The organism is Sulfitobacter sp. W002 (genome assembly GCF_025142135.1).
Taxonomy (GTDB): domain Bacteria; phylum Pseudomonadota; class Alphaproteobacteria; order Rhodobacterales; family Rhodobacteraceae; genus Sulfitobacter; species Sulfitobacter profundi.
Genome location: NZ_CP081126.1, coordinates 1,308,208 through 1,328,358, shown reverse-complemented (window position 1 = coordinate 1,328,358; position 20,151 = coordinate 1,308,208). Strand labels below are relative to the sequence as shown.

Annotated in this window: 21 protein-coding genes; 6 read left to right on the top strand and 15 right to left on the bottom strand. The window is 63.2% G+C overall.

Annotation, left to right across the window (positions count from 1 at the left end; translation table 11 throughout):
- Positions 1–108: 108 nt before the first annotated feature.
- The 7 genes from dnaG to K3758_RS06525 form a co-directional block, all read right to left on the bottom strand.
- Positions 109–2,109, bottom strand: a complete 2,001-nt coding sequence (gene dnaG, locus K3758_RS06555; protein ID WP_259948930.1) for a DNA primase — start codon at positions 2,107–2,109, stop codon at positions 109–111.
- A gap of 114 nt (positions 2,110–2,223) precedes the next feature.
- Positions 2,224–2,532 carry a hypothetical protein gene (locus K3758_RS06550; protein ID WP_259948929.1) on the bottom strand — a complete coding sequence of 103 codons (309 nt, stop codon included), beginning with the start codon at positions 2,530–2,532 and terminating at the stop codon, positions 2,224–2,226.
- Positions 2,533–2,583: 51 nt separating this feature from the next.
- Positions 2,584–3,120 carry a sarcosine oxidase subunit gamma gene (locus tag K3758_RS06545; protein ID WP_259948927.1) on the bottom strand — a complete coding sequence of 179 codons (537 nt, stop codon included), beginning with the start codon at positions 3,118–3,120 and terminating at the stop codon, positions 2,584–2,586.
- Complete coding sequence (locus K3758_RS06540; protein ID WP_259948924.1) at positions 3,113–6,040, bottom strand: sarcosine oxidase subunit alpha family protein; 2,928 nt, start codon at positions 6,038–6,040, stop codon at positions 3,113–3,115. Before K3758_RS06540 ends, K3758_RS06545 begins: the two co-directional genes overlap by 8 nt.
- Positions 6,037–6,309 carry a sarcosine oxidase subunit delta gene (locus K3758_RS06535; protein ID WP_259948921.1) on the bottom strand — a complete coding sequence of 91 codons (273 nt, stop codon included), beginning with the start codon at positions 6,307–6,309 and terminating at the stop codon, positions 6,037–6,039. Before K3758_RS06535 ends, K3758_RS06540 begins: the two co-directional genes overlap by 4 nt.
- Before the next feature lie 12 nt (positions 6,310–6,321).
- Positions 6,322–7,575 (bottom strand): sarcosine oxidase subunit beta family protein, encoded by a 1,254-nt coding sequence (locus tag K3758_RS06530; RefSeq protein ID WP_259950001.1) that lies wholly within the window; start codon positions 7,573–7,575, stop codon positions 6,322–6,324.
- A gap of 151 nt (positions 7,576–7,726) precedes the next feature.
- Positions 7,727–9,157 carry a Glu/Leu/Phe/Val dehydrogenase gene (locus tag K3758_RS06525; protein ID WP_120350664.1) on the bottom strand — a complete coding sequence of 477 codons (1,431 nt, stop codon included), beginning with the start codon at positions 9,155–9,157 and terminating at the stop codon, positions 7,727–7,729.
- A gap of 357 nt (positions 9,158–9,514) precedes the next feature.
- Here K3758_RS06525 and K3758_RS06520 point away from each other — a divergent pair, with 357 nt between their 5' ends.
- The 3 genes from K3758_RS06520 to K3758_RS06510 are packed head-to-tail and all read left to right on the top strand — an operon-like array spanning position 9,515 to position 12,029.
- The gene (locus K3758_RS06520; RefSeq protein WP_259948917.1) at positions 9,515–10,945 is read left to right on the top strand and encodes a Tad domain-containing protein; all 1,431 of its coding nucleotides are present in this window, start codon (positions 9,515–9,517) and stop codon (positions 10,943–10,945) included.
- A complete protein-coding gene (locus K3758_RS06515; protein ID WP_259948914.1) occupies positions 10,942–11,481 on the top strand; it encodes a TadE/TadG family type IV pilus assembly protein in 540 nt (179 codons plus the stop codon). Before K3758_RS06520 ends, K3758_RS06515 begins: the two co-directional genes overlap by 4 nt.
- Complete coding sequence (locus tag K3758_RS06510; protein WP_259948913.1) at positions 11,481–12,029, top strand: TadE/TadG family type IV pilus assembly protein; 549 nt, start codon at positions 11,481–11,483, stop codon at positions 12,027–12,029. Before K3758_RS06515 ends, K3758_RS06510 begins: the two co-directional genes overlap by 1 nt.
- Here the strand turns inward: K3758_RS06510 and K3758_RS06505 are convergent.
- The 5 genes from K3758_RS06505 to K3758_RS06485 form a co-directional block, all read right to left on the bottom strand.
- Positions 12,026–12,532, bottom strand: coding sequence for a hypothetical protein (locus K3758_RS06505; protein ID WP_120350661.1), 507 nt, complete (start codon positions 12,530–12,532; stop codon positions 12,026–12,028). The two genes, K3758_RS06510 and K3758_RS06505, sit on opposite strands and share 4 nt — an antisense overlap.
- Before the next feature lie 126 nt (positions 12,533–12,658).
- A complete protein-coding gene (locus tag K3758_RS06500) occupies positions 12,659–13,177 on the bottom strand; it encodes a periplasmic heavy metal sensor (RefSeq protein ID WP_259948911.1) in 519 nt (172 codons plus the stop codon).
- 1 nt (position 13,178) lies between these two features.
- Positions 13,179–13,568, bottom strand: a complete 390-nt coding sequence (locus K3758_RS06495) for a hypothetical protein (protein WP_259948909.1) — start codon at positions 13,566–13,568, stop codon at positions 13,179–13,181.
- Positions 13,561–14,157: an RNA polymerase sigma factor gene (locus K3758_RS06490; protein ID WP_259948897.1), complete on the bottom strand. Its 597-nt coding sequence runs from the start codon at positions 14,155–14,157 to the stop codon at positions 13,561–13,563. The genes K3758_RS06495 and K3758_RS06490 overlap by 8 nt, the downstream gene beginning before the upstream one ends.
- 46 nt (positions 14,158–14,203) lie before the next feature.
- A complete protein-coding gene (locus K3758_RS06485) occupies positions 14,204–14,806 on the bottom strand; it encodes an EF-hand domain-containing protein (protein WP_259948895.1) in 603 nt (200 codons plus the stop codon).
- Positions 14,807–15,025: 219 nt separating this feature from the next.
- Here K3758_RS06485 and K3758_RS06480 point away from each other — a divergent pair, with 219 nt between their 5' ends.
- Positions 15,026–15,442 carry a DUF983 domain-containing protein gene (locus tag K3758_RS06480; RefSeq protein ID WP_132446142.1) on the top strand — a complete coding sequence of 139 codons (417 nt, stop codon included), beginning with the start codon at positions 15,026–15,028 and terminating at the stop codon, positions 15,440–15,442.
- 42 nt (positions 15,443–15,484) lie between these two features.
- Positions 15,485–16,180, top strand: a complete 696-nt coding sequence (locus K3758_RS06475; RefSeq protein ID WP_259948891.1) for an NUDIX hydrolase — start codon at positions 15,485–15,487, stop codon at positions 16,178–16,180.
- Here the strand turns inward: K3758_RS06475 and K3758_RS06470 are convergent.
- Genes K3758_RS06470 through K3758_RS06460 form a run of 3 tightly spaced genes read right to left on the bottom strand, consistent with a single transcriptional unit; the run spans position 16,177 to position 18,736 of the window.
- Positions 16,177–17,097 (bottom strand): DMT family transporter, encoded by a 921-nt coding sequence (locus tag K3758_RS06470; protein WP_259948889.1) that lies wholly within the window; start codon positions 17,095–17,097, stop codon positions 16,177–16,179. The genes K3758_RS06475 and K3758_RS06470 overlap by 4 nt on opposite strands.
- 47 nt (positions 17,098–17,144) lie before the next feature.
- Entirely contained in the window at positions 17,145–17,693 is a 549-nt protein-coding gene (locus K3758_RS06465; protein WP_259948887.1) for a lipocalin family protein, read from the bottom strand.
- Complete coding sequence (locus tag K3758_RS06460; protein WP_259948884.1) at positions 17,693–18,736, bottom strand: aldo/keto reductase; 1,044 nt, start codon at positions 18,734–18,736, stop codon at positions 17,693–17,695. The genes K3758_RS06465 and K3758_RS06460 overlap by 1 nt, the downstream gene beginning before the upstream one ends.
- Before the next feature lie 154 nt (positions 18,737–18,890).
- Between K3758_RS06460 and K3758_RS06455 the strand changes: the two genes are divergently transcribed.
- Positions 18,891–20,114, top strand: coding sequence for an MFS transporter (locus K3758_RS06455; protein ID WP_259948882.1), 1,224 nt, complete (start codon positions 18,891–18,893; stop codon positions 20,112–20,114).
- The last annotated feature ends 37 nt before the right edge of the window (positions 20,115–20,151 follow it).

The following is a 20,151-nucleotide window of genomic DNA, read 5'->3' as shown; positions in this document are numbered from 1 at the left end:
AATCATCCGCAGACGATTCGGTTTTCCGAATCATGCGGGGTTATTGGTGATTCTTAAACCCGTTGCCCAGCATTTTCAAAAAGTCCTGCAAATGGGCCACGCTGATGCTCAGCCGCGACCCTTCGACTTCTCATATTTAATCGTTCCAAGCAGCGCATCCAGTGCACTGCGTTCATCGCGGTCCATGGTCATGCCGTTGTCGCCCACGTCGAATTCCCCGTTGCTTTCTTCCTGCGCGCTGCGGCGGGCAAGGTCGGCGGCGCGGGCCGCTTCGCTCAGGCGCCAGGTTACCCCCTCGTCCGCCGGGCCACTGAGGTCTTCGACGGCTTCGGCGATCTCTTCGTTCAGCCCACGGGCGGCATCCAGCTTGGCCAGTTCCTCGGCCACGGTCAGGCGGGTCATGTCCACGTTGCCGGGATTGCGAATGCAGGGCGTGATGGCAACGTGGCGTTGCCCCTTCATGTTTTCAAGTGTCTCCCAGCCCAGCGAATAGGAAATCTCATCGCGCAGCGTCTCTTGACCCGCGTGGCCAAAGCGCAGCAGCAGATCGCGCAGCCGCGCGTGATCGGGATCGTCGCAGCGCATCGCCTCCAACCCGGTCTCGAAAGTCTCGACCAATTGCGGGCAGTCCACGAGGGCCACGAGGATGACCGCTTCGCGCAGATGCATGCCCACCTGTTCATCGCTCATCGCCACGAGGGCCGAGGCTTTCGTGCTCGCCAAAGGGGCTAGCGGCGCGCCCCATGGAGCGCCCTTGCCCCCTTTGCCCCCGCCCTTGCCCGGCCCCCTGCCGCCCACGGGGCGGAATTCAGGGCGCTGTTTTTGCGGGCGGAACAGGTCCCACCGCAGGTCTTTGATCTCTTGCCCATAGTGGCTGCGGATCGACGGATCGCGGATAAGTTTAATCTTTTCACGCAGACTTTTATCAAGCGCCGCTTTGCGTTCGGGGCTGTCAAAGACCTTGCCCTCGGTCTCGCGCTGCCACAGCAGGCGCACCATGGGCAGGGCGCTGTCCAAAAGCTTTTGCAGGGCCCCGGCCCCTTGAGCCCGCAGCAGATCGTCGGGGTCTTGCCCCTCGGGCATCACCGCGAAACGCAGGCTTTGCCCGGCCTCTAGCAGCGGAAGCGCCAGATCGATCAGCCGAAGCGCAGCACGCTGGCCCGCCGCGTCGCCATCCAGCGTAATAATCGGCTCGGGCGCGATCCGCCAAAGCATCTGCAACTGGTTCTCGGTAATTGCGGTGCCAAGCGGGGCCACGGCCCCCTCGAACCCCGCCCCGTGCAGGGCAATCACATCCATATAGCCTTCGGCCACGATCAGCGGCTGACCCCGACCGGCGGCGGCGCGGGCGTCTTTCACGTTGTAAAGGCTGCGGCCCTTGTCGAAGAGTTCCGTCTCAGGCGAGTTGAGGTATTTCGCCTTATCCTCCGGGTCCATCGCGCGACCGCCAAAAGCAATCGCCCGCCCCCGCGCATCGCGGATCGGGAACATGATCCGGCCCCGGAAAGTGTCATAGGGTTTGCCCCCCTTGGACGAGGGTTTCGCCAGCCCCGCCCCGAGGATCAACTCATCCGCGACGCCCTTAGATTTGAGCGCATCCCAAAGCCCCTGCCAACCGTTCGGCGCAAAGCCGATCTCCCAATGCGCCTGCGCCTGTTCCGACAGGCCGCGCTTGGCCAGATAATCCCGCGCCGCCCCCGCCGCGCCGGTGCGCAATTGCAGGCGGAACCACTGCACCGCTTGCTCCATGACCTCGGCCAATTGCGTGCGTTTGTCGGCCTTGGCCTGCGCGCGCGGGTCTTGCTTGGGCACCGGCATGCCGACTTCACGGGCGATGATCTCAACCGCCTCCATGAAGCTCACATTCTCGGTTTCGCGCACGAAAGAGATCGCGTCCCCCTTCGCGTGACAACCAAAGCAATAGTAGAAACCCTTGCGGTCATCGACGTGAAAGCTGGCGGATTTTTCCTGATGGAAAGGGCATGGCGCCCACATGTCGCCCTTGCCCTGATTGGACTTTCGGTTGTCCCATATGACCTTGCGCCCCACCACCTGAGACAGGCTGGCACGGTCACGCAGTTCTTCCAAAAATCCAGGGGGCAGGCTCATGGTTTCATATACCGGCTGGGGCGGATCAGAGTCCAGAGGAGGCAGGTCAGCCACGGGCGGCAAAGCGCCCTTCCATGCCGGGCAGCGCCCCTGCCCGGCATGGTGTTTGTTAGCTTACTGCGCGAGGCACATTTCTTTCCACGCGGCGGAGAGATCGTTCTTTTTCACGTCGCGCATTTTCATCTCATAAACCCAAGGGGTCACCAGCGGGATGGCGGTGTTAAAGCTCTCGGGCCATGTCGCCTTGGCCTTCACGGCGGCAGGCACTTCGCGTTCCTTCACCCGGTCAAGCCGCGCCTGCTGCACGGCGGCGACCACGGCGGCCTGATGCATACAGCTGTCTTCTTTTTTCGAGGCTGCCAGCGCCGGGCCCGAGACCGCCATGCTGATCGCGGCCAAAGCGGCGAAAATCGTTTTGTTCATGTCTATGCTCCATCGTTTGCCAAACGGGGATTCGGGCCCCCGCCGGACAACCTAGCGCCGCGATGCCACCGCTTCCATAGCGCGGCGCAACTCCTGCACCAAAGTGGCGGCCATCGACCGATAGACCATCAGCAGAAAACCGGTGTCGGTGCGGGTGATTGAGGCGGGCATCTCGCGCAACTGGCTGCGCAGGGTTTGGCCGGGTTTGAACGCCGCATCGCGCAGATCCACCGGAGCCAATCGCGCCAGCACATCCTCGGCCCCCGGCCCCTGCAATTCCGCCACCGCCCATCCGTCTGAGACATCGACGAGGGCTGCATGTTTCATCAGCGCCTCGCCCGGCGCAACACCGACGAGCAGCGCTTCGTCCCGACCAAACCACAGGCAGCGGGCATCGCCTTTGGCGGTGCTGCGTAGCGGGTCCGGCAAGGCGAGGCCATGGGTCGCCTCAAGCGCCTCTGACAGGCCCGCACGATCGAAAGCGCCCAAGACGGTCAACTGACCCATGTCACAGGCCGCCACCGTCATGCCGCCGATCTTTAACGGGAGCAGGTCGCCAAAAGGCGTTTGTGCTTTCAACTCAACCACGGGCGCGCCCTCCTTCGGGGTCGACAAAGACCGGGGCGCAGATCTCCACCTCCGCCTCAATCTCGCGCAAATGATCGACCATGCGCATCACCTCTCCGTGCCGTTGACGGCCCCGCGTAACAAAGCCCAGCCCCACAAAGGTGCCGATATCCGGCGAAAAGCCGACAGAGCTCGTATGCCCCTGCGCATTCTCGCGGCTAGCCTCGGCCCCGGTCTCAAACAAGAACGCGCCCGCCGTCAACCGCTTCACCGCGCCCACGGGCCGCAGCCCCACCAACTGCCCCCGCTCCGGATCGCGCAGGCCGGGACGTTCCGACATTGTCTTGCCGATACAGTCCTTTGCATCCGACACCATCCGCTCCATGCCGATGTCGCCCGCCGTGGCGCGGCCGTCGATCTCTGCATGGGTGATATGGCCCTTTTCCAGCCGCAACACGTTGAGCGCCTCCATCCCGTAGGCCCCACCGTCCAGCGCCTCGGCCCGCGCGACCAGCAGATCGAACAGCGCCGCGCCATAGCGCGCTGGCACCGCGATTTCATAGGCATGTTCACCGGAGAACGAGATGCGAAACAGCCGCGCCTCAACCCCGCCGAGCCGCACGTCGCCGCAGGCCATGAAGGGGAAGTTGTCATTGTCTATCGGTTGTTCCAGCAGACCATTCAGCAATTCGCGCGACTTCGGCCCCGCCACGGCAAACTGCGCCCAGTGTTCGGTGACAGAGGTCAGATGCACCTGCCATTCGGGGTGCAGGCATTGGGTGACGAATTCCAGATGCCGCATCACCTGCCCTGCTGCACCCGTGGTGGTCGTCATCAGGAAATGCTGCTCGCCCAAACGCGCGCAGGTGCCATCATCCAAGACGAAGCCATCCTCGCGCAGCATCAGCCCATAGCGCACTTTGCCGACCTTCAAAGTGCTGAACTTGTTCGTATAAACCAGATCAAGCAGCTTAGCCGCATCCGGCCCCTGAATGTCGATCTTGCCCAAGGTCGAGACATCGCAGATGCCCACCGCCTTACGCACAAACCCGATCTCCCGATCACAGGACTGCCGCCAGTTGCGTTCCTGCCCGCGCGGGAAATAGCTGGGGCGGTACCACAGCCCCGCCTCGACCATCGGTGCACCGCTGGCGGCATGGCTGGTGGTCAGCCGCTCAGGCGCGAACCCTTTGCCCTGCCCGCCCGCGCCCATCGCTGCAATCGCAACCGGGGTATAGGGCGGGCGGAAGGTGGTCGTGCCCGTCTCGGCAATGCCGCGCCCGGTGGCATCGGCCAGCACCGCCAGCGCCGCAACGTTTGAGTTTTTACCCTGATCGGGTGCCATGCCTTGGGTCGTGTAGCGTTTCATATGCTCGACCGAGCGGAAGTTCTCCGCCGTCGCCTGCTGCACATCTTTCACACAGACATCGTTCTGAAAATCGAGCCACGCCCGGCCCTTGCCCGGCACCGCCCAGAGGGGTTTGAGAGTGTATGGCGCATCATCGGCCTGCGGAAGGTCCACGGCCTCTGCTTTGCGGCCCAACGCCTCCAGCGCATCCTTTGCCGCGGCCACACCCGCTGCAAGGCAGCCGTTGGTCGAGAAGGTGCCGTTGCAGGCCCCCGCCACATGCATCCCCGGCACCACACCGGGGGTTGGGACGAAGGCGTGAATATCGGGCTCCCACGTCGGTCGCCCGCCCAGATGACAGGTCAGATGCAGCGAAGGGTTCCAGCCGCCCGACATGGCCAGACAGTCGGCCTGTATCTTGTGCTCTCCGCCCGCTGTGCGGATGGTCACGGCCTCCAATTCCTTGCGGCCCGAAGCGTTGCAGACCACGGCACCGCGCAGCACCGGGAAATCCGCATTTTGGACTGTGATACCCTCACGGCTGTCGATCAACGCGGCCACATGCACCCCCGCCGATGCCAGATCGCGGGCGGTGCGATGGGCATCGTCGTTGTTGCCGAAAACCGCGACCTGCTTGCCCGGCGCCACGCCCCAGCGGTTGAGATAGGCCCGCACCGCACCGGCCGTCATAATGCCGGGGCGGTCGTTATTGGCGAATGCCACCGGGCGCTCCAACGCGCCCGCCGCGAGGACGGATTGCTTGGCCGCGATGCGCCAGAAACACTCCAGCGGCGCGCCCTCGCCCCGCCGTGCGCGGTGTTGGTTGACCCGTTCCAACGCACCGAACATGCCGCCGTCATAGGCGCCGGTGACCGTCGTGCGGGGCATCAGCCGCACATTGTCCATCGTCGCCAGTTCCGCCACCACGCCCGCCGCCCATGTGTGACCCGGCTGGCCATCGACGTGCTCGTTCTCGGCATTCAGCCGCCCGCCCATCAGCGCATCTTCATCGGCGAGGATCACATCCGCCCCCGCCCGCGCCGCCACCAGCGCCGCCATCAGACCCGCCGGGCCTGCGCCGATCACCAAGAGATCGCAAAAGGCATAGGCTTTCTCATAGGCGTCCGCATTGGGCTGGCCGCTCAGCCGCCCCAGACCCGCCGCGCGGCGGATCACCGGCTCGTAGATGTGCTTCCAGAATTTGCGCGGCCACATGAAGGTCTTGTAATAGAACCCCGCCCCGAGGAACGGCGACGCCAGATCGTTCACCGCCATGAGATCGAGATCGAGGCTCGGCCAAGCGTTCTGGCTGCGCACCTGCAAACCTTCGTAAATCTCTTGCATGGTGGCGCGAACGTTGGGCTCTGACGCGGGGCCGACGCCAGTGGTCACTAACGCGTTCGGCTCTTCGCTGCCTGCGCTCAGCACCCCGCGCGGGCGGTGGTATTTGAACGACCGCCCCATCAGCCGCTGCCCGTTCGCCAGCATGGCCGAGGCGACCGTATCGCCCGCAAAGCCGTCGTAGCGCCGCCCGTCGAAAGTAAAGCTGACCGGCGTCTCCCGGTCGATCAATCCGCGCCCTGCAATCCTCATGCCATGGCCCTTTTCACATCCGGTGCCAATTCCACGGCCCGCACCGCATGGGTCACCGTATCGCGGGTGACGACGAGCCACGCCCCGCAGCCAGTCTCATGCTGCCACAGGTCGCGGGTCTCTCCCGCCGGGTTGTCGCGCAGGTGCAGATAGGCCTCCCAGTCCTCATCCGAGGCATCGGGCGCGGGCCGGGCCAAGGCAATGGCATCGCCGCGATAATAGAACTCCCGCCGATCCCGGCTGCCGCAGATGGGGCATTCGATCCGCATATTGGCCCTCCCTCAGTGCAAGTTGTGCTGAGACCCGGTGGCCTCTTCATCCATCAGACCTTCGCCCGAACGGAACCGGTCGAGCCTGAAGCCCGCCGCCGTCTCATGGGGCTGCCCGGTGGCCATCAGATGCGCCAGCGCATAGCCCGAGGCGGGCACCGCCTTGAAGCCGCCGTAGCACCAGCCGCAGTCGACGAACAAACCCTCGGTCTCGGTCTTGTCGATGATCGGGCTGCCATCGGGTGTCATGTCCATGATCCCACCCCAAGAGCGCAGCACGCGGGCCTTGCCGATCATCGGCATCAGGGTCATCCCCGCCTCCATCACATGTTCCATCATCGGCAGGTTGCCGCGCTGCGCGTAGGAGGCATAGAAATCCAGATCGCCGCCAAAGACCAACCCGCCCTTGTCGGACTGGCTGATATAGAAATGCCCCATACCAAAGCTGATCACATGGTCGATCACGGGCTTTAACCCTTCGGAGACGAAGGCCTGCAAAACATGGCTCTCAATCGGCAGGCGCATCCCCGCCATGGCGGCGACTTGGCCTGAGCGCCCTGCCGTCACGATCGCAACCTTCTTGGCCCGGATCGCCCCGCGCGTGGTCTGCACGCCACGCACCTTCCCGTTCTCGATGTCGATGCCGGTGACTTCGCATTGCTGGATCAGATCGACGCCGCGCTGGTCCGCGCCGCGCGCATAGCCCCATGCCACCGCATCATGCCGCGCGGTGCCGCCGCGCCGGTGCAGCAACCCGCCATGGATCGGAAAGCGGCCGTTGTCGTAATCCAGATAGGGCAGCAATTCTCGCAGGCCGTCGCGGTCGAGCAGTTCCGCATCATCGCCTTGGTTAATCATCGCATTGCCGCGCCGGGCCGAAGCATCGCGCTGCACGTCGGAGTGAAACAGCGTAATCACCCCGCGCTGACTGAACATGACGTTATAGTTCAACTCTTCCGACAGCCCCTCCCAAAGCTTCAGCGAATGGCTGTAGAACTCGGAATTGCCCGGCAAAAAGTAATTGCCCCGCACCACGGTCGTGTTGCGCCCCACGTTCCCCCCGCCGAGGTAGCCTTTTTCAAGCACCGCGATATTGGTCATCCCGTGGTTCTTGGCGAGGTAATAGGCCGTGCTCAGCCCATGGCCGCCGCCGCCGATGATGATGGCGTCATATTCCGCCTGCGGCTCTGGATCGCGCCATTGCGCTGTCCAACCGCGATTGCCGGTCAAACCTTCGCGCAACACCCGCAGTCCTGAAAATCGCATCATTCGCCTCCCCCGGTCTTGCCGCAGTCAAGCAACTTGGGGCGCAAGTATCAATGACCGAAAACGCCCTCTGCCCCCATCGTGGGCCCGGTCAGCAAAAAGGGGCGCACTGCGCCCCTGTTTCGTTCACTTAAGAGGAAATCCGCCCCCCTCAAAGCCCCTTGGCGTGATAGCTCGCCGCGACCTTTTCGATCGAGACCAGATAGGCGGCCGTGCGCAGGTCATCGACGTCGTCGCGGCTGTGCCAGACATGCGCCATCGCCTCATAGGCCGTGCGCATCGTGTCGTCCAAGCCAGAGCGGACCAGTTCCAACTCGCCCGCGCCGCGCAGGTACTTCTCTTTGAAGTTCGGGCTTAGGGTCCACCCCAGTTGCTTGTCCGCGCTCAGCCGCTCAAGCTCATCCACCACCAGTTGGTGACGCGATTCCTCGGCGCGGCGCTGCATACGGCCAAAGCGGATGTGGCTAAGGTTCTTGACCCACTCGAAGTACGAGACCGTCACACCGCCCGCGTTGGCATACATATCCGGCACGATAACCGTGCCCTTCTTGCGCAGCACCTCATCCGCCCCGGCGGTCACAGGGCCATTGGCGGCCTCGATGATCAGCGGCGCTTGGATACGCTCGGCATTGCTGAGGTTGATGACGCCTTCAAGCGCGGCAGGGATCAAGATATCGCATTCTGCTTCCAGAAACTTGGCGCCATCTTCCTCAAACTTCGCATCGGCGTAGCCTTTGATGCTGCCGTGCTTTTCGATCCACTTGTGCACGGCTTCGACGTTCAGCCCGTCTTCGCTGTGCAGCGCGCCATCGCGTTCGATGATCGCGGTGATCTTTGCGCCATCCTCTTCGCTCAGGAACTTGGCGGCGTGATAGCCCACATTGCCGAGCCCCTGAATGATAACCCGCTTGCCCTCAAGCTTACCGCTCAGACCGGCTTTTTTCAGCCCCTCGGGATCACGGAAGAAGGCTTGCAACGCATATTGCACACCCCGGCCCGTCGCCTCGGTCCGGCCTTGGATGCCACCCGCGTTGATCGGCTTGCCGGTGACACAGGCCACCCCGTTGATGTCGGTGGTGTTCATGCGTTTGTACTGATCCGCGATCCACGCCATCTCACGCTCTCCGGTGCCCATGTCGGGGGCGGGCACGTTCTGCGCGGGATTGATCATGTCGCGTTTGATTAGCTCATAGGCAAAACGCCGGGTGATCAGCTCTAGCTCATGCTCGTCGTAGTCGCGCGGATCAATGCAGAGCCCGCCCTTGGAGCCGCCAAAGGGCGCTTCGACCAAGGCGCATTTATAGGTCATCAGCGCCGCAAGCGCTTCGACCTCGTTCTGGTTCACGGCCATGGAGTAGCGAATGCCGCCCTTCACGGGCTCCATATGTTCCGAATGCACCGAGCGGTAGCCGGTGAAAGTATGCATACGGCCCCGCAGGCGGACGCCGAAACGCACTGTGTAGGTGGCGTTACAAACGCGGATTTTCTCTTCAAGACCGGGTGGCAAATCCATCAGCGCGACCGCGCGGTTGAACATCAGGTCCACACTGTCGCGGAAACTCGGCTCATTGGCTGGATTCATCGGTCTCTCCTCTTCTTGTCTGGCCGCGTTACCTCTGTTGCGGGGCGCGACTCATCTGGCTGCCCTAGGGGCATGCTGCCGCACCGTAGGACGCCTCATGACGGGGTGCGACCTAATTCAGCGCGATTTGCAAAACTTTATCAACCGTGGGTAGGGCCGGGAAACACGCCCTCCCCGTTCGGTGGAAATCAGCCGGCGCTAGGTGGGTCATTTCCATGAAAACCTGCCCGGAACGCTGCCTATTGCCCCAGATGCGCCAAACTCTGGACACTTTCCCACAGCACAACAAGAGCAAGGCAAATGCCGCCCATTCCCTTTGGTGCCCGCACGACGCCACAGGAAGAAAGGTTGATGACGATGCGCAAGACATCTCACAGTTCGGAACATTCCCCGCGGCCCCTGCCCGCGCTGCTTCGGCGTTTTGCGCGGGAAGAAGACGGGTTGGTCACGCTTTTCGCCATTCTGATGATCCTGTTGATGATCCTTTTGGGCGGTGTCGGGGTGGACCTGATGCGCCACGAACGTGAACGCTCTCGGGTGCAGGCCGTGGCCGATCGCGCCGTGCTGGCGGCAGCGGACCTTGATCAGACGCTCAGCCCCGAAGCTGTGGCCCGCGACTATTTCGACAAGGCAGGGCTGGCCGAATATGTCTCAAGCGTCACGGTCGAAGAAGGGCTGAACTACCGCCGCGTTACGGTCGATGCCTCCCACACCCTGAACACCATGTTCATGAGCAAATTCGGCCAAGACAGCCTGAGGGTCCCCGCCAAATCCCAAGCCGAGGAAAAGGTGAACAAGGTCGAGATTTCCATGGTGCTCGATATCTCCGGCTCCATGCGGGAGAACGCCAAAATGGCCAACCTCCACGATGCAAGCGATGCCTTCATCGACACGGTGATCAAACCCGAGAACGCCGATCTGATCTCAATCTCGGTGGTGCCCTATACCGCGCAGGTGAACGTCGGGCAGGACATCATGAATGAGCTGAACGTCACCCAACTGCACTCCTTTTCGCACTGCGTCGACTTTGACGACAGCGAATTTGACCTTACCGCCATCAGCCAGACCCGCAGCTATGAGCATATGCAGCATTTCGAGGCGGGATATAGCTGGAACGGCTATGACCGCGAGAACACCGGGCGCTATGACAACATCTATAATCCCGGCTGCCCGAAACAAAGCTATGAAGAGGTGGCCGCCTTCTCGCAGAACGCCGCCGCGCTGAAGGCCCGTATCTCAAATTTCCAGCCCCGCGCGAATACTGCCATCCATCTGGGGATGAAATGGGGCGTGGCCCTGCTTGACCCGTCCTTCCGGGCGATCAATCAGGCCATCGGCGGCGAGGCTGCATTTCAAGATCGCCCGGCGGCCTATGATGATATCGAGACGCTTAAAACAGTGATCCTGATGACCGACGGCGTGAACGTGACCACCCGCCGGATCAACCCGCAGGTCTATGCCAACATAGACCACTACCGCCACTGGAGCGATTACCCCTTTTATTGGTGGCTCAACCGCAATGTCCGCTCAAGCGAGCAATACCGCTGGTATTACACCAAATACACCGCCTCGCGGGCCGACGCCCTGCTGGACAACATTTGCGACGCGGCAAAGGCCAAGGGCATCGTGATCTGGTCGATCGGCTTTGAAGTGACCGACCACGGCGCGTCGGTCATGAAAAACTGCGCCTCTTCCGACAGCCATTTCTTCCGCGTCAAAGGGGTCGAGATCGTCAGTGCTTTTGAGGCCATCGCCCGGCAAATCAACCAGTTGAGGCTGACGCAATGATACAACGCAGCATCAAAGCATGGCGCCGGTTTCGCGGCGATGAGGACGGATCGGCGATGCTGATTGAATTCGCCATTCTGTCGCCGCTGCTCTTTGGCTGTCTGCTTATGTCGGTCGAAATGAGCTTTTACGCCATCCGCCACATGCTTCTTGATCGGGGCTTGGACATGACGGTGCGCTATGTCCGGCTGAACACCAACACACCGATGACGCATCAGACCATCAAGGACAAGATCTGTGAATCGGCGGTTTTTTTGGAAGACTGCAGCGACACTCTGCGCCTTGAGATGATCCGAGTGGACCCGCGCAATTTTGCGAGTTTCGACCAGTCACCCGATTGCGTCGACACCTCCGAAGACCCCAAACCGGTGCGCGGCTGGACCCTCGGGGTCGAGCATCAGTTGATGCTGCTGCGCGCCTGTGCCCGGTTTAAACCCTTCTTTCCGACCACCGGCCTTGGCTATGCCCTTGAGAAAGACGGCGCGGGCCGTGTTTCCATGGTCTCAAGCGCGGCCTTCGTACAGGAGCCGAACTGATGCCTACGCTCATCTCTCTGCTGGCCCGGTTCAAAGGGCGCGAAGACGGCTCGATCGCCGTTGAAACAGTGATCATGCTGCCGTTGATGTTCTGGGCCTATCTGGCCATGTATTCGACCTTTGACACCTTCCGCATGTACAACCTCAACCAGACGGCGGCCTATACCGTGGGCGATGCCATCTCGCGAGAGACGCAGGCGATTGACCCAGCCTACCTGCAAGGAATGCAGCAACTTTTTGAATATCTCACTCGTGGCACGGGGCAAACTGACATGCGGGTCAGCTCGATTTGGTATGATGAGGCCAACAACCGCTACCATACGGATTGGTCGCAGGTGCGCGGCACCCCCACCCCTCTGACCAGCGATGACGTGCGCGATTGGCATGACAAGTTGCCGGTGATGCCCAACAACGAACGTGTCACCTTGGTCGAGACATGGCGCGATTTCGAGCCACTGTTCAAAACCGGGCTGGAGCGCCGCGATATCTATAACTTCGTCTTTACCCGTCCGCGCTATGCGCCGCGCACGGTCTGGTCAGACGGTTAAGCTGCGTCACGCTCGGCCAGTTTGGCGCGGATGATCTCGGCGATCAGCTTGGTCTCGTTGGCCGGGGTCATGCCACCGACACCGATACGGCGGCCAAGGCTCCACCACAGGCCCAAGCGCCAGCCCCGCGCCACGCGGCGGTTGGTCTTGAGCAGGAAACCGTTTGAGGGTTTGACCGCGAAAGCCCCCTGATCAATGCGGGCGATTTCGTCGATGCGAACGATCACCCGGCCATCGGCATCGCGCAGCGCCTCATTGGTGAGCTCCACGCCGCTGGCGGTTGAGCGGCGCATCAATTCGGCAATGCCGATGAAGCCCAGCCCCACCAGCGCCAGCGCGATCTGCCACCCCGGATCGGGCGAGCGGGTCAGCGCGGAATAGATCAGCAACAGTCCCAGCCCCGCCAGCGACAAAAGCCCCACCCCGCGCCGCGCGGGAGAGGCTTTGGCCCTGGCCAGCACGGTTTCCGCGCCACTGTGCATCGTCTGGGGGGTATCGGTCATCGGCCGGGCTTTCTGAGGGGCAATGGGGCCGCTTGCCTGCCGCCGCCTGCCGATTTCATTCGCCCTCGGCCTAGCCCGCCGTCCCGCAAAGGGCAAGACCGCGCGCCCGGGGGCACCCTGCCCCGATTAACGCTCAGCCTTGCCCTCGCGCTTGTCTTTTTTGCGGGCGTGCCCGGCTTGCAACCGCTCTTGCAGCTTGTCGGCATAGGCCTTGCGGGCGGCGGCATCCATCGCGCTGACCTCGGCCAGCCATGCGTTATGGGCTACCGTTTGAACACTGGCCGCCGCCTCTCCTTGCGCGGCGAGCACCGCCGCGGCCACATCCGCCTGAAACGGCTCTGCCCGCAGCGCGGCAAGCATCTCGTCATAAAGCGCGCGCCGTGCCGCCCGGTCGAGGTGATGCGCCTTGCCGCTGCTGCGCATCTTGCCGTGCAGATCGCGCCGCGCTTCGGGCGGCAGCGCCTGCACATAGGGCGAAGCATAGCTGCGCAGCCCCGGCAGATCGCCATCGCCCCGCGGCCCCGGCCCGCCATGACGCCACATCGCACCGCCAAGCGCGCCGAGGATCATCACGTTCAGCGCCAGCGACAGACCAAGCGCCAAGCGCATCAGTCGCTTGCGCCGTGGTGTGGGAACCTGTGTCATCTCAACTTTCCTCCATGTCCCAGCCAAAACCACCCAGTTCGGTGCCTGTATCGGCTTCGCTCGTGTCCAATGTCTCGGCGGTCCATGTGCCGGAGACGAATTGCCCGGCGAGATCCGGCATGCCCTCGGGCGGGGCGACGCCGACCCAAACCCCGACTGCCGCGGCAGTGGCAAGACCGCTCAGCCCCGCCGCACCGCCCAAAAGATGCCAAAGTGCTTGGTGCCACGGCTGGCGCGCTGCTTTGGGCATATGCGCTTCGGCATCGGCCAGAACCCGCGCTTGCAGATCGGCAGAGACCTGTGGCGGATTGGTCCGGGCTGCGGCAAAGAAATTTTCCAGTGCGTCGTCACTCAATGCCCCATCACTTAATGCGTCGTCAAAGTCATTCATTTTCAAACCCCAATGCGTCCCGTTGCGCAGATAGCTGCGCGGCCAACGCCCGTTTGCCCCGTGCGGTCAGGCTCTCCACCGCTTCGACCCCAATGCCCAAGACTTCGGCAATTTCGGGGTTTGCCATACCGTCAATGTGGCGCAGCACCACCGCCTGACGCTGCCGGTCGGGCAGGCTGGCCAGCGCCTGTTGCAGCGCATCCACACGGGCGGCCTGCAGCATCTTCTGTGCGGCACCCGGCGTTGGATCGACCGGCACGGCCACATCATCAAGTCCTGCCGCCCCCGCGCCACGGCGGCGCAGACGGTCAGTGCAAAGGTTGGCCACGACCCGGTAAAGCCATGTGGTGACCTTGGCCTCACCTGCGCGCCACTTTGGCGCCTGACGCCACAGCCGCAGCATCGCTTCTTGGGCCACATCCTCTGCCTCCGCCCGGTCGCCGAGCACCCGCAGCGCATGGCCGTGAATGCGCGGCACCAGCCGGGCCGTCAACAGCCGCGCCGCCGCCGCATCGCCACTGGCGTAGCGCTGCAACAACTCGGCATCCGCATCGTGCTGCTCGTCGGACAAATCCTGCATCCCGTCCATCGCTAAGGCCCGGGCACGCCATGATCAAGCGCGCCCGGCACATCATTTAGTCGCGCTGCGGCTTGTCATGGTCCATCTTCTGGCCCTTGCCGTGGCGCTTGCCATGCATTTTCTTCGCCGCTTCGAACTCTTCGGCGCTGATGCTGCCGTTTTCGTCCTTGTCCAGACGCTCGAACATCTTGGCGGGGTCGTGGCGCTGCGTCATTTCTTCCATCGACAGCTTGCCGTCGTCATTGGCGTCCATACGCTCGATCATGCGCTCGCCGCCTTTGTGACCGCGCTTGCCGTCCTTTTTGCCGTCGCGCTTGTCACCGCGTTTGTCACCCATGGCTTCCAGTTCAGAGGCATCAAGGCTGCCGTTGCCGTCGGTGTCGAACCGCTCCAGCATCTTGGCGGAACGCTCAGCCTTGCGTGCCTCACCTGCGGCTTTCAGCTCTTCGCCGGTCACGAAACCGTCGCCATCGGCATCAACCTTGGCGAAACGCGCCTCGGCGTGGGCCTGAAACTCTGCCTGTGTGATCTCGCCGTTGCCGTCGCGGTCAAGCTGCTGGAACCGGTCCTGCCCACTTGGCTGCGCGGTGGCGGCGACGGCACCGATGGCCAACAATCCGCTGAGGGCTGCGATCTTCATATTGGTACGAATGGTCATCTTGATACTCCTCGTTTTTTAAAGACCGTCTCACGCTTTTGCGCCGCGATCACAGGGTCAAACGGCTGGCGCCAGAACTTCCGTCGCTCGAACCCGAAGTTTTTTCAGAAAGTCGGCAAAGCCCCGCCCCCTGCGCGACATGGCGCCGCAACGGCGTCCTCAAGTCTTTTCTTTTCACGCCCCAGCCTGCATCTACCCCTCAACCAAAGGATCGCCCCCATGTCACAGACACAGCAATTGGCCCCCGACACTGCCGAGACGCAAGACAGCGAAGAGCGGCCTCGCCTGCCCGCCATGCTGCGCGGCTGGCGCGGCAAATGCCCCTCTTGCGGGGGCGGACAACTGTTGCATGGCTATCTAAAGGTGAACGACGACTGTGCGGTCTGCCGCCAAGAGTTTCATCACCACCGTGCCGATGACGGCCCGGCTTATCTGACCATTCTGCTCGTCGGTCACCTGCTGGCACCGGGGCTGCACATCGCCTTTGTGGTCTGGCGGCCCGAGCCTTTGACCCTCTTCACCATTTTTGCGGTTGGCTGCACGGCGCTGTCCCTCTACCTTCTGCCCAGACTGAAGGGGGCCATGATCGGCTTTCAATGGGCCAAAAGGATGGGCGGCTTCGGCGGCACCACCTAGCGCGGCCCGCCCTTCGGCCCCTGACCGCCGGAGCATCGCCGCATGACCATCGACAAGACCAAAATCCGCAACGCCGCCACAGTGATCGTGCTGCGCGACCGCCATGTGACGCCGCATATCCTGATGGGGCAACGTGGGGCCAAGGCGGCATTCATGCCCAATAAGTTCGTTTTTCCCGGCGGTGCAGTCGATGCGACCGATGCGCAGGTGCCGCTGGCCGCGCCGGTGAACGCGCTCTGTCACGGCAGGCTTTGCGATGACGCCGAACCGTCCTTGGCCCATGCCATCGCCGTCGCCGCCATTCGTGAGTTGTGGGAAGAGACCGGTCTGGTGCTGGGCCGCAAGGGCGCGTGGGAGGGCGACGTGCCCTCCGATTGGCAGACCTTTGCCGCCACGGGGCACCTGCCCGACGCCTCTGCCCTGCAATTCGTGTTTCGCGCGCTGACACCTCCGGGCCGTCCGCGCCGCTTTGATGCGCGGTTCTTTTTGGTCGATGCCGAAGATATTGCCAGCGATCCGGATGATTTCGACGCCGCCTGTGATGAGCTTTCGCATCTGCAATGGGTGCCGCTCAGCCAGGCGCGGTCGTTTGACATGCCCTTCATCACCGAGGTCGTGCTGGCCGAAGTCGCCGCGCGCGCGCGCGATACCAATCCGCCCGCCTCGGTCCCGTTTTTCAAAAACAATGACGAAGAGAGCCTGTTCCTGCGTCTGCATGGCCGCCCGATGACGGGTTAAGTCGCCAGCACCAGCGCCAGGATCGACAGCGCCAGCACGGCCATCCCGGCCCATTCCCTGCGCGAGATTCTTTCGCGGAAGAACAGGGTCGAGGCTGCGATACTCAACATCAGCTCCACCTGCCCCAAGGCCTTCACATAGGCCGCGTTTTGCAGGGTGAAGGCAATGAACCAGCACAGCGAGCCACCCATCGAGGTCAGCCCAATCCAGACCGCCACCCGCCGCGCCGCCCAAACCCGGCGCATCTGTCCCGGTTCGCGCAGCCGCAGCCAGACAGCCATGATCAGAGTCTGCATCAGCACCACCGCCGCCAGCGTCACGCCCGCGCGCAGCAGCGGATCGTCAGAGACCACGGCCAGCGACGCGCCGCGATAGCAAACCGCCGAGATGGCGAACAAAAACCCCGAAGCAATCCCCAGCCCCGCCGCGCGGTTGCGCAGATCGGCCAACCGCAGCCCCTTGGCCTCGGCTCCGCCGGACAGAAGCAGCAGCCCCACCACGCCAAGTGCAATGGCGGCAAACCCCGCGGCCGAGACACCTTCGCCCAGCACGATCCAGCCCATCAGCACAGTCTGGATCACTTCGGTCTTTTTAAAGGTGATGCCGACGGCAAAGTTGCGTTGCTTGAACAGCAGCACCACGCAGACCGTCGCCAAGATCTGCGCCGTGCCGCCCATCGCTCCGTAAAGCCAGAACCCCGGCCCTAGCGCCGGCAGCGCCTGCCCGCTAAGGCCCAGATAGAGTGGCAACAGCAGCGCGATGAAGGGCGCAGAGTAGAGAAACCGCGAAAACGTCGCCCCGCCCGCCGACAGCGTATCGGTCGCCAAATGCTTTTGCAGCATGAAGCGCCCGGTTTGAAACGTGGCGGCGGCAAGGGTGACGAGGATCCACAGATCGGGCGCGAAAATACTTTCCATAACAGCCTATAGGCCGAAGCCGGGCGGCAGTGCCAGCGCCGTCGTGGTCAGCGCCTCATCTGCAGCGCGCTCAGGTTGTAGCCGTTGAAATTCAAAATCTCTTGCGCCGCGGTGATCCGGTCTTCGCCGCCTGTCGCCTGACGGTCAAGGATCCAACCATAGCCCCCCTCGGGGCTGCCGATGACGGCGGTGCGGAACCCCTCATCGACCCAAAGCACCCAGAACGCACGCTCGGCCCCGCCCACGGCGGCGCGCATGGCATAGCGCGCCGGGCCCTCTTCGCTCAGCGCCCAGAGATCACGGCGGTCGGTGCAGATTCCAGCAGCATCACAGGATTGGCGGTGCTCGATCAGCGTTGGCCCCTGTGGCGCAAAGGTCACCGCGCGCAGATTGGCATCATTGGGAAAGGCCGCCCGGACCTGCCAATCACCGCCAAACCGCGCCGCGTCATAGCGGCTGGTGGCCCCGATCAGCGCCTCGGCATTGCGAAAGCCGGTTTGCGCGGGCGGCGGTGCGCTGCGGTTGCAGGCGGCCAGTGCGCCGAGCAACACCAGCACAGCGACACGGCGCGCCCCAGAAGATGCGAAACGGCCCATCAATAGGGCATCGGATGGGATTTATGCGCCGCATCGAGATCGGCCATCACCTCATCGCTCAGGGTCAGGTCGGCCCCGCCGAGGGCCACGTCAAGCTGCTCAAGGCTGGTCGCGCCAAAGATCACCGAGCCCATGAAGGGCCGCGTCGCGCACCACGCCAGCGCCATCTGCACCGGGTCGAGCCCGTGTTTCCGCGCCACATCAAGGTAGGCGGCAACCGCCTCAAAGGCGCGGGGTGTGACGCGCCCCCCCAAATCTTCGTTCAGAGAGAGGCGCGATCCGGCGGGCACTTTGCCACCCTGATATTTCCCGGTCAGCAGCCCTGCGGCGAGGGGCGAGAAAGACAGCATGTCGATCTGTTCGTTCACACATGTTTCCGACACATCGGTATCGGCCAAACGGCACATCAGCGAATATTCGTTCTGCACCGAGATCGGGCGCGGCCCGCCCGTGCGCTCGGCCACGGCGGCCCATTGGGTCAGCCCCCATGCGCTTTCGTTGCTCAGACCAAAGGCGCGGATCGTGCCCCGCTCAACCTCGTGCTGCAGCGCGCCGAGGGCGTCTTCCATATGGGCGAAGGTCTCAGCCCGGTTCTGACCGGACGGGTCAAAGGTCCAATTCTTACGGAACATATAGCTGCCCCGGTTCGGCCAGTGAAATTGGTAAAGGTCGATGTAATCCGTCTGCAACCGCTTCAGCGATCCTTCGATGGCACCGGGGATCGTGTCGGATGAAATCGGCGCACCATTGCGGGCGTGTTGCATCCCCTCGCCGGAATGTTTGCTGGCCAAGACCACCTCATCGCGGCGCTTGTCGCGGGCGAACCACTGGCCAATGATCTCTTCCGTTCGGCCAACCGTCTCGGCGCTGATCGGGTTCACGGGGTACATCTCGGCCGTGTCGATGAAGTTGATCCCGGCGTCGAGCGCGCGGTCGATCTGCGCGTGGCCCTCTTCGGCGGTGTTCTGGGTGCCCCATGTCATGGAGCCCAGACAGAAATGCGAGACCTCGATATCGCTTGAGCCGAGCTTGTTCATCTTCATCTTGTGGTCCTCGCTTGTGATTTGCCCGCAACCTAGCCGCCTGCCCGGCCTTCGCAAGGGCAATTGCCAAGCGCCAATCTCACGGCCCCGGCAAAAATGCGGACCCGGCGCATTCGCGCTTCCGTTCGGGCAGCAATGGACGCAATGTGCCCTCATGCGCCTGCTCATTTCCTTCGCCGCCCTGTTTTTCTCGGTCATCCTTTTGCAACTCTCCACCGGGGGTGTGGGGCCAATTGATGTGCTTTCTGGCGTGCAGCTTGGGTTTAGCCGTCAGGAAATCGGTATGCTCGGCTCGGCGCATTTTCTAGGGTTTTTCATCGGCTGCTGGTGGGCCCCGCGGCTGATGGGCAGCGTCGGCCACAGCCGCGCCTTTGCCGCCTTCACCGCCGCCGGGTCGATCGGGTTGATGGCGCATATGATGGTGGTGGACCCCTACGCATGGGGGCTGATGCGGGTCGCCTCGGGCATGTGCGTGGCGGGCTGCTATACGGTGATCGAGGCGTGGATGCAGGCCAAGGTCACCAATGAGACGCGCGGGCGCACCATGGGGGTTTACCGGGTGGTCGACATGAGCGGTTCGCTCGCCGCGCAGTTGATCGTCGGCGTGCTCGCCCCGGCGTCATATGTCTCGTATAATCTGCTCGCCATCGGCTGCTGTGCCGCACTTTTGCCCCTGACGCTGACCAAAGTCCGCCCGCCAGAGACGCCCAACCAACCAAGGCTGCGCCCGCGCCTTGCCTTTGACCGTTCGCCCTTGGCGGCGGCGGGTGTCGTGGTGGCGGCGGTCTCAAGCGCGTCGTTCCGGATGGTCGGGCCGATCTACGGGCAAGAAGTGGGTCTTAGCGCCCCACAGATCGCTTGGTTCCTTGCCGCTTTCGTGCTGGGCGGGGCGCTGGCGCAATATCCGATGGGGATTCTCGCCGACAAATACGACCGCCGCTGGGTGTTGATCTGGCTGTCGGTCGCGGCGATGGGCGGCTGCGCTGTCACGATGATGGGCGCGGGCTATGGCACGGCGGGGATCATGCTTTCGGCAGGGCTCTTCGGGGCCACGACATTCCCGATCTATTCCGTCTCTGCCGCCCATGCCCATGACTTCGCAAGCTCTGACGAACGTGTCGAACTGTCTGCCGCCTTGATGTTCTTTTTCGCCGTGGGCGCCATCGGCGCGCCCTACCTTGCCTCTGTGCTGATCGACGGTTTCGGTGCATCGGCGTTGTTCGCGATGATCGCGGCGGCCCATGGGGTGTTAGTGATCTTCGGCCTTGCCCGGATGCGCGCCCGGCCCACGCGCGCAGAGCGTACGCCCTATGTCTATGCCCCCCGGACCACCTTTCTTATCGGGCGCTTGCTGGGCCGCACCCGAGACCGCGACTAGCCAATCCCGTCTTTTGCTGGCAACAGCGCAGCCCTTG